At 69.9% G+C, this 12,532-nt stretch carries 7 protein-coding genes; 4 read left to right on the top strand and 3 right to left on the bottom strand.

Features of this window, described 5'->3' with window-relative positions; translation table 11 throughout:
• Positions 1-62: 62 nt before the first annotated feature.
• The gene (locus WDLP6_RS26685) at positions 63-647 is read right to left on the bottom strand and encodes a glutathione peroxidase (protein WP_174259908.1); all 585 of its coding nucleotides are present in this window, start codon (positions 645-647) and stop codon (positions 63-65) included.
• A gap of 128 nt (positions 648-775) precedes the next feature.
• Here WDLP6_RS26685 and WDLP6_RS26680 point away from each other — a divergent pair, with 128 nt between their 5' ends.
• Positions 776-1,633, top strand: a complete 858-nt coding sequence (locus tag WDLP6_RS26680; protein ID WP_162594807.1) for a ferritin-like domain-containing protein — start codon at positions 776-778, stop codon at positions 1,631-1,633.
• Between the two features lie 43 nt (positions 1,634-1,676).
• Here WDLP6_RS26680 and WDLP6_RS26675 read toward each other — a convergent pair whose 3' ends face one another.
• Complete coding sequence (locus WDLP6_RS26675; RefSeq protein ID WP_232077337.1) at positions 1,677-2,726, bottom strand: septal ring lytic transglycosylase RlpA family protein; 1,050 nt, start codon at positions 2,724-2,726, stop codon at positions 1,677-1,679.
• Positions 2,727-2,730: 4 nt separating this feature from the next.
• On the bottom strand, positions 2,731-5,526 hold the full coding sequence (glnE, locus tag WDLP6_RS26670; RefSeq protein ID WP_162594805.1) for a bifunctional [glutamate--ammonia ligase]-adenylyl-L-tyrosine phosphorylase/[glutamate--ammonia-ligase] adenylyltransferase: 2,796 nt from the start codon (positions 5,524-5,526) through the stop codon (positions 2,731-2,733).
• 25 nt (positions 5,527-5,551) lie between these two features.
• Between glnE and WDLP6_RS26665 the strand changes: the two genes are divergently transcribed.
• From WDLP6_RS26665 to WDLP6_RS26655, 3 genes are read left to right on the top strand one after another with little or no spacing between them, the layout of a single operon-like run.
• Positions 5,552-9,655: a YhdP family protein gene (locus WDLP6_RS26665; protein ID WP_162594804.1), complete on the top strand. Its 4,104-nt coding sequence runs from the start codon at positions 5,552-5,554 to the stop codon at positions 9,653-9,655.
• A 26-nt stretch (positions 9,656-9,681) separates the two neighbouring features.
• Positions 9,682-10,497 carry a carbon-nitrogen hydrolase family protein gene (locus tag WDLP6_RS26660; RefSeq protein ID WP_162594803.1) on the top strand — a complete coding sequence of 272 codons (816 nt, stop codon included), beginning with the start codon at positions 9,682-9,684 and terminating at the stop codon, positions 10,495-10,497.
• A 4-nt stretch (positions 10,498-10,501) separates the two neighbouring features.
• Positions 10,502-12,532: a sensor histidine kinase gene (locus WDLP6_RS26655; RefSeq protein WP_162594802.1), complete on the top strand. Its 2,031-nt coding sequence runs from the start codon at positions 10,502-10,504 to the stop codon at positions 12,530-12,532.

The following is a 12,532-nucleotide window of genomic DNA, read 5'->3' as shown; positions in this document are numbered from 1 at the left end:
GTTCCCGCGGCATTGGTAAGCATTTGTGACAAACTGCCCCATGACGGCGAAACCGTTCCGTGTCAGTTCGGGCCGAGTTGCTTTTCCAGCTCGCTGACGAAGCGGCGGTCTTCCGGCGAAGTCAGGCTCGAATAGGAATCGACGACCTTGCCGTCACGATCGATCAGGTATTTGTAGAAATTCCATTTGGGCGTGGTCCCGGAGATCTGCGCCAATTGCTTGAACAGGGGATTGGCGTCCGCGCCGCGCACGGAGGACTTGGCGAACATCGGAAATTTCACGCCGAAGGTGTTCTCGCAGAAGTCGGCAATTTCCTTGTTGGAGCCGGATTCCTGCGCAAAATCGTTGGACGGAAAGCCGAGCACCACGAAGCCGCGCGCGCGGTATTTGCTGTCGAGCGCTTCCAGCCCCTTGTATTGCGGCGTGAAACTGCAGAAGCTCGCCGTATTGACGACCAGCACGACCTTGCCGGCGTACTGGCACAGCGCCTGGGGCTTTTCGTCCTGCAAGCGCAAAAAGGTGTGCTGCAGGATGGCCGGACAGCTCGCCGCTGCCTGTGTCTGGGCGCTGGCGCCGGTCGGAAGCAGGCAAGCCGCACACAGGGCTGCCGCAGAAAGAGTCATTGACGGCCGGAGGGAGATTCGCATGGCGGGTTTCCTCGGTGAAAGGAGCATGGATCCGCGCCCACCCCGGCGCGCGTATTCGCATCATCGCGCGCTTGTCACCGACGCGCCAAACCCCCCGACTAAAATCCGTCGGCCAAAGAAAGACATTGATGCTCTACCCGGAACTCTTCAGACAACTCGAATCCGTCCGATGGGACATGGACAAGGATATTCCGTGGCAGTCTTTCGATGCAGGCAAGCTCTCCGACGAGCAGGCCACCACCATCAAGATGAATGCCATCACCGAATGGGCGGCATTGCCGGCCACCGAGATGTTCCTGCGCGACAACCGGCACGACAGCGACTTCTCGGCCTTCATGTCGATCTGGTTCTTCGAGGAGCAGAAGCATTCGCTGGTACTGATGGAATATCTCAAGCGCTTCAGCCCGAAGCACGCGCCGACCGAACAGGAGCTGCACGATGTGCGCTTCGACTTCGACCCCGCGCCGCCGCTCGAGACGCTCATGCTGCATTTCTGCGGCGAGATCCGCCTCAACCACTGGTATCGCCGCGCGGCCGAGTGGCATACCGAGCCGGTCATCAAGCACATCTACACCACGCTGAGCCAGGACGAAGCGCGCCATGGCGGCGCCTATCTGCGCTACATGAGGCGCGCGCTGGAAAAGTTCGGTGACGAGGCGCGTTCGGCCTTCACCAAGGTCGGCGTCCTGATGGCCAGCGCGCGCCGGACCGCGCAGGCGCTGCACCCGACCAACCTGCACGTCAACCGGGCGCTGTTCCCCAACGACACCATTCAGAGCCGCGTGCCCGATCCGGACTGGCTCGAGCACTGGCTCGACAAGCAGATCAAGTTCGATGCCGTGTGGGAAAACAAGGTCGGCGAACGCATCCTGCACAACCTGAGCCTGCTCATGAACCGCAGCTTCAAGACCGTGCAGGAACTCAATCGCTACCGCAAGGAGCTCGCGGCTTCGCTGGGTCCGAGGCCCGAATACCAAGGCGCTTGAAGATCGCCCCCGGCCTGAGCGCCGCGGCGGCGGGCCTCGATGGTCAGCGGTGCTCGACGATCATCGGTGCGAGCTGCAGGCCGTTGCGCACCTGCTCCGCCGTATCGCGCGCCAGCTCGCGCGAGGCATAGGGCCCGGCCTGCAGCCGGTGCGTGCCGCGTTCGCTGAAGATGTTGAGCGAGGCCGCCAGCGACGGCAGGCCGTGGGCCACCTGCGCCTGCAAGCGCAGGGCGCCGTCATTCTGGCTGAACGCGCCCAGTTGCACCCAGAAGCCCGGCGGCGCCGAGGCGGGAGCCGCCCGCGGCGATGACGAGGATGGCGGGGGCGGCGCTGCGGCCGGCATCGCCTCCGGCGCCAGCGGCGGCAGGGCCGCGAGCGCCGTCGGCTCGGCCTGCGGCGGCGCGACCACCGGGCTCGTGAACACCGCGGGCACGGCGACGCTGTCCGGTGCGGGTACGGACGAAGACGACAGCGAAGGCGGCGTGGCGGCCGGCGCGCGCTGCGCCAGTGCCGCCGCGTCCGTGTTGTCGCGCCGCCAGGCGCCGGTGCGGATGTCCTCGTTCGTGATGCGCTCGATCTCCACCGGCGCCACGCCGCGCAGCAGGTCGAGCTTGAGCGCCGCGGTATAGCTCAGGTCGATGATCCGGTCCTCGTGAAAAGGGCCGCGGTCGTTCACCCGCACGATCACCTCGCGCCCGTTGGCCGGATTGCGCACGCGCACATAGCTCGGCAGCGGCAGCGTCTTGTGCGCGGCCGTCATCGCATACATGTCGTAGGGCTCGCCGCTGGCGGTGGACTGGCTGTGGAACTTGCGGCCATACCACGAGGCGAGGCCGGTCTCGTGGAACGGCCGGTCGTCGACGATCGGCACATAGGTCTGGCCGAGCACGGCATAGGGCTTGCTGGTGCTGCCGCTGGCACGGATGGGCTCGATGCGCGGCTCGGCGTCGGGCACCTGTGTCAGACCCGCCGGCGGATGGGCGTCGGCACCGTCGCGGCCGATGCTCGAGCCGCCGCGCGGCCCGCTCGCGCAGCCTGCGAGCAACGCGAGCGTGGCGGCGGCGATCCACGCCCCCGCGGAGGGTCGCCGCAAGCCCTTAGCCAAACACCACCTTCCACAAGGCCAGCATGGCCCCGCGTTCGGTCGCGAGCGAGTCCATCGGCACCTGCGTCGGCTCTTCGTTGAGCCGCGCCCGGTGCTGCACGCGCCGCAGTTCGCGGTAGGCGGCGGCCGCGTTGCGGCCGATGCCTTCGGGCAGCAGCCCGGCGTTCTCGGCGCGCAGCAAGAGCGCGATGTTGCCGAGGTTGGGCACCAGTTCGGGATGCTCGCGCGCGGCGGACAGCACGAGGAACTGCACCGCGAATTCCGCATCGACCATGCCGCCCGCGCTGTGCTTGACGTCGAAGCGATCGGCCTTGACCGGCCGCCCCGCGCGCACCTTGTCGCGCATCGCGACGATCTCGGCCTTGAGCGCCTCGCGGTCGCGCGGTGCGGTGATGACGGCCTCGCGCACGCGGTCGAAACGCGCGCCGAAGGCCATGCCGTCCTCGCCGTCCTGCGCGGCGGTCATGGGAATGCAGCGCGCGCGCGTCATGGCCTGATGCTCCCAGGTCCATGCGGTGTTGCTGCCGCGGCCCAGCTGGTATTTCTCGTAGGCCTCGAAGCTCGTCGTCAAGAGGCCCGAGTTGCCGTTGGGGCGCAGCGCGGTGTCGATCTCGAACAGGTCGCCCTCGCGGGTCTGCACCGTGAGCCAGTTGATCAGCTTGCGCACATAGGCCGGGTAGACCTCGCTGGCGCGCTCGTCGTCGTCGTCGTAGACGAACACGATGTCGAGGTCGCTGCCGTAGCCGAGTTCCTTGCCGCCCAGCTTGCCGTAGCCGATGATCGCGAACTGCGGCGTCGCGCGGTGCGGGTTGCGCACATGCGGCCAGCACCAGCGCGCGGTGGTGCGCAGCACCGTGTCGGCCAGCGCGCTCAGATCGTCGGCCACCTGCTCGACGGTGATGCGGCCATCGACGTCGCGCGCCAGCGTACGGAACAGCTCCGCATGGTGCGCATGGCGCAGCAGGTTGAGCAGGCGCTCCTCGTCGGCCTCGCCGGTCCGGGTCAGCGCCTGGTGGCGGTCTTCCAGCTCGCGCTCGAATTCGGCGGCCACGAAGCGCCCGGCCAGCATCTCGTCGCTGGCGAGTTCGTCGATCACGCCGGGATGCTGCATCAGGTAGCGCGCCGGCCACCTGGCGGAGCCCAGCAGGCGCAACAGCCGCTCCTGCACCGCGGGCCGCTCCACCAGCAGCGCGATGTAGCTCTCGCGCCGCATCAGCGGCTCGATCCAGTCGGCCCAGCGCAGCGCCGCGTCCACATGGTGGCTGATGTGTCCCGCGGCCTCGCTGTCGGGCTCGCGCAGCCATTGCGCGGTGCGCTGGATCAGCTGACGCAGGCGCGCGCGCGTGTCGTCGCGCAGCGCCAGCACGCGCGGGTTGTCGCGCCAGGCCTGGATGCGTTCGGCGAAGGCCGGCGGCAGCTGCTCGATCAGGTCGGTCAGGTCGGCCGGCGTCGTGGTCGAATTGCCGCCGTTGCAGCGCGTGCAGGGCTTCTTCTCGCCCAGCAGCTTGTCGAATTCCTGGGCGACGAACTCGCGGTGCGTGTCGAGCTGCGCGAGGAAGGGGCCGCAGTCGGCATAGCCCATCGATTGCGCGATCCAGCGCAGATCGTCGTCGTTCACCGGCAGCGCATGCGTCTGCTGGTCGTCGAGGTACTGGATTCGGTGCTCGACCCGGCGCAGGAACTCGTAGGCCGCGGCGAGCGCATCGGCGGTTTCCTGCGGCATCAGGTTGGCGCGCGCCACGCGCTGCAGCGCATCGAGCGTGGGCCGTGTGCGCAGTTCGGGGAACTGGCCGCCGCGCACCACCTGCAGCAGCTGAACCGTGAACTCGATCTCGCGAATGCCGCCGCGCGAGAGCTTGACGTCGTTCGCCCGTTCGGGCCGGCCGGCGCTGCGGCGCGCGGCCTGTTCGCGGATCTGCCGGTGCAGCGTGCGCAAGGCATCGAACACGCTGTAATCGAGGTAGCGGCGGAATACGAAGGGCAGCACCACGCCGCGCAGCGCCTGGGCCGAACCGTCCACCACCACCGAACGCGGCGCGACCACGCGGCTCTTCATCCAGGCGAAGCGCTCCCATTCGCGGCCCTGTACCTGGAAATATTCCTCGAGCGCGTCGAGCGACACCACGCTGGGGCCGGAGTTGCCGTTGGGTCGCAGCGCGAGGTCGACGCGGAACACGAAGCCATGCTCGGTGATGTCGCCGACCAGCGCGTAGATGCGCTTGACCGCGCGCGCGAAGTACTCCTGGTTCGACAGCCGCGCGCGGCCTTCTGCATTGCCCGCGGTTTCGCCGTCGTGGTCGTAGAGATAGATCAGGTCGATGTCGCTCGACACGTTGAGCTCGCGCGCGCCGAGCTTGCCCATGCCCACGACCCAGAGCTGCGCCCGCCGCCCCTCGGGGCCGAGGGGCGCGCCATGCACCGCGTCGAGTTCGGCGCAGGCCTCGCGGCAGGCGACGTCCAGTGCGAACTCGGCCAGTTGCGTGACCGCGGCGGTGACCACCGCGAGTGGCGCCTGCGCGTCGCAGTCCAGCGTGACGAGCCGCTCCATCACCAGCTGCCGCACGGTGCGCAGCGCATCGGCGGTGCTGTCGCCGCGCTCTCGCAAGGCATCGAAGGCCGCGGCCATGTGCGCGTGCACCGGCTCGCCCGGCGGCAGCAGCGCGAGCTCGCCGGCATAGCGGCGCCGCAACCGCTGCACGAAGCGCGAGTAGTCGGACAGCGTCGGTGAATTCGGCCGACGCGCGGTGGCGTCGGTTTCGGTGGAACCGGGCTTGGAACTGGCGGTCATAATTCCTGGCACAGCGCGATCCTCAATGAACGACACGACGTCTTCCCCTTCACGTCTGCTCAAGATCACCGCTGTCACGGCGCGCTGGCTTCTGGGTTTGCTGATCGGTGCATGGCTGCTGCTTGCGCTGTCAGTCGTTGTCCTACACAGCTGGATTGTGCCGCGAATCGGCGATTACCGTGGTGCGCTGGAGGCGCAAGCCAGCCGGGCCATCGGGGTACCCGTGCGCATCGGGTCGATCAGCGCCAGTTCGAGCGGCCTGTTTCCTTCCTTCGAGTTGCGCGACGTGGTATTGCAGGATGCGCAGCACCGCGATGCGCTGCGCCTCGCGCGGGTGGTCGCGAGCGTGTCGCCGCGCTCTCTGTGGCGGCTGAATTTCGAGCAGCTCTACATCGAGCAGCCGCAGCTGGACGTGCGCCGCGACGCCGCAGGCCGGCTCCACGTGGCGGGGCTGGACATGTCGACCGAGACGAACAGCGGCAACGGCGACGCCGCCGACTGGTTCTTCGCACAGCGCGAGTTCGTCATCCGGGGCGGCATCGTGCGCTGGACCGACGAACGGCGCGGCGCCGATCCGATCCTGCTGACCGACGTGCAGTTCATCGCCCGCAACGGCAGCCGGCGTCATGCGTTGCGGCTCGACGCCACGCCGCCCGCCGGCTGGGGCGATCGCTTCACCTTTCGCGGCCAGTTCCGCCAGCCCCTGCTGTCCATGCGCAGCGGCAATTGGCAGAGCTGGAGCGGCGAAGCCTACGCGGAGCTTCCGCATTTCAATGTCACGCGTCTCGGCAGTTACGTCGATCTCGATGCGCGGATCCACGAAGGCGAGGGCGCGGTGCGCCTGTGGGCCGACATCCGCGACGGCGAGATCGCGGGCGGCGCCGTCGACCTGGCGCTGGCGCGCATCGACACCTCGCTCGGCAAGGGTCTGCAGCCGCTGGTGCTGCGCGACGTCAGCGGCCGTCTTGCGGGCCGGCTGACCGACGACACGCTCGAGTTCTCCACCACCGACCTGCAGTTCGACACCGCCGACGGCATGCGCTGGCCCGGCGGCAATCTCTGGTTCCAGCACACGCCCGCGAAGGGCCATGCCGCGGAACGCGGCGCGCTGCGCGCCGACCGGCTCGACCTCGCGGCGCTGGCCATGATCGCCGACCGGCTGCCGCTCGGCGAAGCCACGCGCAAGCTGATCGAGGACTACGGCCCGCGCGGACTGGTCGAGCGCATCGACGCCAGCTGGCAGGGCTCGCTCGGCGCGCCCGACAAGTACCAGGCGCGCGGCCGGATGAGCGCGTTCAGCATCGCGTCCCAGCCTGCCGCGGCCGCGACGCCCGCAGTGCCGGCGGCCAGCGCCGCGTCGGCGACGGCGGACGCCTCACCGCAGGCCGGCACGCCCGGTGTGCGCGGCGCGACGATCGAATTCGACGCCACCCAGGCCGGCGGCAGCGCCACGGTCTCGATCGCCAACGGTGCGCTCGACCTGCCCGGCGTGTTCGAGGAGCCGATGGTCCCGGTCGACCAGCTCTCCACCCAGCTGCAGTGGAAGTTCGATCGCGGCAACGCGCAACTCCAGGTTGCCGGCCTGCGCTTCGCCAATGCCGATGCCGAGGGCGAGGCCCAGGCCACTTGGCGCACCAGCGATCCGGCGCAGTCGCGCGGCGGCTCGCGCTTTCCCGGCGTGCTCGACCTGCAGGGCAAGCTGACACGCGCCGACGGCACCCGCGTGTTCCGCTACTTGCCGCTGCACATCCCGAAGCACACGCGCGACTACGTGCGCGACGCGGTCGTCAAGGGCACGGCCAGCAGCGTCGACTTCAAGGTCAAGGGCGACCTGCACGACATGCCCTTCATGGATCCGCGGCAAGGCGAGTTCCGCATCGCCGCGCGCGTGGCGGACGTGACCTATGCCTACGTGCCACCGGCGCCGGGCTCGGCCAAGTCCTGGCCCGCGCTCAACGGCCTCGCCGGCGAGCTGGTCTTCGAACGCGCCGGCATGCAGGTGCGCAATGCGCACGGACGCATCGCCGGCGCGCCCGGCATCGAGGTCGCCAAGGCCGACGCGCAGATCGCCGACATGTCGCACCGCGCGCCCTTGCTGCGCCTCGATGCGCAGGCCAAGGGCCCGCTCGCCGAGCTGCTGCGCGTGGGCACGCCGCTGGCCGGCGAGACCGGCGCCGCGCTGGCGCGCGCCCGCGCCACCGGCAGCGCCGACTACCGGCTGCATCTCGAACTGCCGCTCGCCAGCCTCGACAAGCCGAAGGTCCAGGCCAGCATCACCCTGGCCGACAACGATCTCCAGCTGGTGCCCGAGGCGCCGGCCTTCAGCCAGGTGCGCGGCACGCTGAACTTCACCGAGAGCGGCTTCTCGCTGGCGGACGTGCGGGCCCGGGCCGTGGGCGGCGCGGTGCGCGTGGATGGCGGCGGCCGCTACGGCGCCACCCAGGAACTGAACCTGCGCGCGCAAGGCACCGCGAGTGCTGAGGGCCTGCGCGCGGCCGGCGAGGTCGACTGGCTGGCACGTCTGGCCAAGCATGCCGGCGGCAGCACGGCCTACGCTGCGGCTTTCTCGGCGCGCGACGGCGCCTCCGAGTTCTCGCTGACCAGCAACCTGCAGGGGCTGTCGCTGCAATTGCCCGCGCCGCTGGTCAAGGCGGCCGACGAGCAGATGTCACTTCGCATCGAGAAGAAGATCGTGCAGCGCGACGCCCGCGCCGCTGGCGCTTCGGCGCCGGTGCGCGACCAGATCAGCGTCGAACTCGGCCGCGTCGGATCGGCCTCCTATGTGCGCGACATCTCGGGCAGCCAGGCTCGCGTGCTGCGCGGCAGCATCGCCGTCGGCCTCGCGTCCGACGAATCCGCCGCCCTGCCGGAGCGCGGCGTGGCCGCCAACATCCAGCTCGCGCGGCTCGACGTGCCGGCGTGGCAGGCGCTCTTCGGCGAGGCCACCGGCAAGGCGCCCGAGGCGGCCGAGAACACGGGCGCGGCCGACGATGCCTCGTCCTACGTGCCGAACACGCTCGCCGTGCGCGCGCGGGAACTCGTGGTCGGCGGACGCACGCTGCACGACGTGGTGCTCGGCGCCACGCGCGACGGCGCGCTCTGGCGCGGCAACATCGATGCCACCGAACTCAGCGGCTATGCGGAATACCGCCCGGCGCAGGCCGGACGCCTCTACGCCCGGCTCGCGCGGCTCAAGATCGCGCCGAGCGAGGCCACCGCGGTCGAGTCGCTGCTCGACGAGCAGCCCAGCACGCTGCCCGCCCTCGACATCGTGGTCGACGATTTCGAACTGCTCGGCCGGCGCCTCGGCCGCGCCGAGATCGACGCCGTCAACCGCGGCGGCGCAGACCGCGAATGGCGGCTCAACAAGCTGGCCTTCACCACGCCCGATGCCACCTTCTCCGCACAGGGCAGCTGGGTGGCGCCACCGGGCGCGGCGCCTGTCGGCGGCCACATCGAGCCGCGCCGCACCACCATGGACTTCAAGCTCGAGATCAGCGATGCCGGTGCGCTGCTCAACCGCTTCGGCATGAAGGACGTGGTGCGGCGCGGCCGCGGCCGGCTCGACGGCCAGCTGCAATGGGTCGGCTCGCCCTTCTCGCTCGACTATCCGAGCCTGGGCGGGCAGTTGCAGGTCAACGTCGAGTCCGGCCAGTTCCTCAAGGCCGAGCCCGGCATCGCCAAGCTGCTCGGCGTGCTCAGCCTGCAGGCCTTGCCGCGCCGCTTGACGCTCGACTTCCGCGACATCTTCAGCCAGGGCTTCGCCTTCGATTTCCTGCGCGGCGATGCCAAGGTCGCGCGCGGCGTCGCCACCACCAACAACCTGCAGATGAAGGGCGTCAATGCCGCCGTGCTGATGGACGGCTCGGCCGACATCGCGCACGAGACACAGGAGCTGCGCGTGGTCGTGGTGCCCGAGATCAATGCCGGCACCGCGGCGCTGGTGGCGACCGCGATCAATCCCGCCATCGGTCTGGGCACCTTCCTCGCGCAGATGGTGCTGAGCAAGCCGCTGATCGCGGCGACGACGCAGGAATTCCATATCGACGGCACCTGGACCGACCCCAAAATCACGAAGGTGCCGCGCCGCCTGCTGCCCGAAGCCCTGAGCGCGCCGCCCGCCCGATAGAAGAACCACGAACGGAGACACGAGCCATGAAAGTCGCAGCGATTCAGATGGTGTCCGCCATCGCCCGCGAGGCCAACCTGGCCCGTGCGCACGGCCTGCTCGGCGAGGCCGCTGCCGCCGGCGCCGAACTCGCCGTGCTGCCCGAGTATTTCTGCATGATGGGTGCGCGCGACACCGACAAGCTCGACCTGCGCGAGACCGCCGGCGCCGGCACCGTGCAGGGCTTCCTGGCGGATGCCGCGCGCGAGTTCGGCCTGTGGATCGTCGGCGGCACGCTGCCGCTGGAATCCAGCGACCGCAACCATGTCTTCAACAGCTCGCTGGCCTATGCGCCGGACGGCAGCTGCGTGGCGCGCTACGACAAGATCCATCTGTTCTTCTTCGACAACGGCCGCGAGCGCTACGACGAGCGCCGCGTGATCGCGCCCGGCACCCAGCCCGTGACCTTCGAGCTGCCTTCGCGCGACGGCCACGGCTGGCGGGTGGGCCTGAGCGTGTGCTACGACCTGCGTTTTCCGGAGCTCTACCGCGAGCTCGCGCGCCAGGGGGCCGATCTGCTGCTGGTGCCCAGCGCGTTCACCCACACCACCGGCGCCGCGCACTGGGAGGTGCTGCTGCGCGCCCGCGCGATCGAGAACCTCGCCTGGGTGGTCGCGCCCGCGCAGGGCGGGACGCACGAGAACGGCCGCCGGACCTGGGGCCAGTCGATGGTGGTCGATCCGTGGGGCATGGTGACGGCTCAGCAGGCCAGCGGCGAGGGCGTGGTCCTGTTCGATATCGACGCCGGGCGCGTGGACAGCGCGCGCGTGCAACTGCCTGTGCTCTCGCACCGGGTGCTCTGACGCCGTGTCCTCGCTCGCGCTGCCCGCCGCCGCCCGCACGCTCGGCCTCGCCTTCTCGGGCCTGCGGTCGCTGTGGCAGCGATGGTTCCTGTGGGCGCTGCTGGCCGTGCTCGTGTTCGCGCTGCTGGTCACCGTCGTGTGGCTGGCCGGCCGCCATGAAGTCAGCCAGGTCCAGGCGACGCTCGACCGCGACACGGCCGACGCGGTGGCGGACCTGCGCAGCGGACTGCAGCGCAATGCGCAGAACCTGCGCGCCACCCAGGCCGGCGCACCCAGCCGCGAGCATTGGCTGGACCAGGCGGCGGCCCTGCTGCGCGAGCATCGCGAATGGCTGCGCATCGAGTGGCGCGATGCGGCGCTGGCGCCGGTCGGCGCGGCCGACACGCCCTATCGCCGCAGCATGTTCGACCCGCCGAGCCGCGGGGCGGACCAGTCCGACATCGCACTCGCCTGCACCGCCGCACGCAAGCTCGGTTCGCTGGCCTATTCGCCGAGCCACTACGTCTCGCTCGCGCAGGGCAATGGCCTCGAGGTGATGGAGCTGTGCCTGCCGATCGACGCCGGCGGCTACCTGGTGGCCACCTACTCGCTGCGCGACCTGCTGGTCGAACTGGTCGCGCCGACGCTCAGCCGCGGGCAGGAAGTCGCGTTCACCGAGGCCGACGGCACCCGGCTGGTGGCCATCGGCGTGCCGCGTCGCGTCGGCACGCGCGTGTTCACCTCGCAGCAGCTGGTCGACCTGCCCGGCGCCACCCTGATGCTGCGCGTCGACGGCTGGCGCGCCGCGCCCGATCTGTTCCCGAACCTGCTGACCGCGCTGGTGACGGCCATCTCGATCGCGCTGGTGTCGGTGTTGGTGCTGCTCGCACGCGACACGCGCATGCGCCTGCGCGCCGAAGGCCACCTGGCCGATGCGCTCGCGTTCCGCAAAGCGATGGAAGACTCGGTCATCACCGGCCTGCGCGCGCGCGACCTGATGGGGCGCATCACCTACGTCAATCCGGCCTTCTGCGAGATGGTCGGCTTCAGCGTCGACGAACTGATGCGAAGCGGCGGCGAGGCACCCTACTGGCCCACCGAGCTGGCGCACGAATACCAGCAGCGCCAGGCGATGCGGCTGGCCGGCGGCGTGCCGCCGCGCGAAGGCTTCGAATCGGTCTTCATGCGCAAGGACGGCAGCCGTTTCCCGGTGCTGATCTTCGAGGCACCACTGCGCAACGCGCAGCGCGCGCAGACCGGCTGGATGAGCGCCTTCATCGACATCAGCGAACAGCGCCGCATCGAGGAGCTCTCGCGCGCCAGCCAGGAGCGGCTACAGGCCAGCGCGCGCCTGGCCACCGTCGGCGAGATGGCCTCGCTGCTGAGCCACGAACTCACGCAGCCGCTGGCCGCCATCGCCAGCTATGCGAGCGGCTCGCTCAACCTGCTGGAAGGCAGCGGCCACGACGAGGTGGCGATGGCGGTGCGCCGCATCGCCGAGCAGGCCGACCGTGCCGGCCAGGTGATCCGCAGCGTGCACGACTTCGTGCGCCGGCGCGACCGCACGCGTGAGGCGGTCGCGCCGCAGGTGCTGCTCGATGCGGTGCTGCCGCTGGTCGGCCTGCAGGCGCGCAAGCTGGGGGTCGCCATCGAGGTCGTGCTCGACGATGGGTTGCCGCGGGTGGTGTGCGACCGCACGCTGGTCGAGCAGGTGCTGCTGAACCTGGCGCGCAACGCGATGCAGGCGATGGACATGCCCGAACTCGTCGACCGCGTGCTGCGGCTGCGCGTGGCGCGCGCGCGCGCCATCGGCACCGCGGCCGCGGCACCCGATGCGCGCCGCTGGCTCGAGTTCTCGGTGGCCGATCTCGGCAGCGGCATCAGCGACGAGGTGGCGGCGCGCCTTTTCACCCCGTTCTTCACCACGCGCTCCGATGGCATGGGCCTGGGCTTGAGCCTGTGCCGCACCGTGGTCGAGCAGCACGGCGGCGCGCTGATGTTCGAGCCGAATCGCCCGCGCGGCACCGTTTTTCGCTTTACCTTGCCGATAGCATGA

This window comes from Variovorax sp. PBL-E5, from assembly GCF_901827185.1.
Classification (GTDB): Bacteria; Pseudomonadota; Gammaproteobacteria; order Burkholderiales; family Burkholderiaceae_C; genus Variovorax.
This window is presented reverse-complemented; position numbering and strand designations above follow the sequence as displayed.

Excerpts from the sequence above, each read along its gene's own strand:
- WDLP6_RS26665 (WP_162594804.1), top strand. The coding sequence starts at position 5,552 with ATGAACGACACGACGTCTTCCCCTTCACGTCTGCTCAAGATCACCGCT.
- glnE (WP_162594805.1), bottom strand. The coding sequence starts at position 5,526 with ATGACCGCCAGTTCCAAGCCCGGTTCCACCGAAACCGACGCCACCGCG.
- WDLP6_RS26680 (WP_162594807.1), top strand. The coding sequence starts at position 776 with ATGCTCTACCCGGAACTCTTCAGACAACTCGAATCCGTCCGATGGGAC.
- WDLP6_RS26660 (WP_162594803.1), top strand. The coding sequence starts at position 9,682 with ATGAAAGTCGCAGCGATTCAGATGGTGTCCGCCATCGCCCGCGAGGCC.
- WDLP6_RS26685 (WP_174259908.1), bottom strand. The coding sequence starts at position 647 with ATGCGAATCTCCCTCCGGCCGTCAATGACTCTTTCTGCGGCAGCCCTG.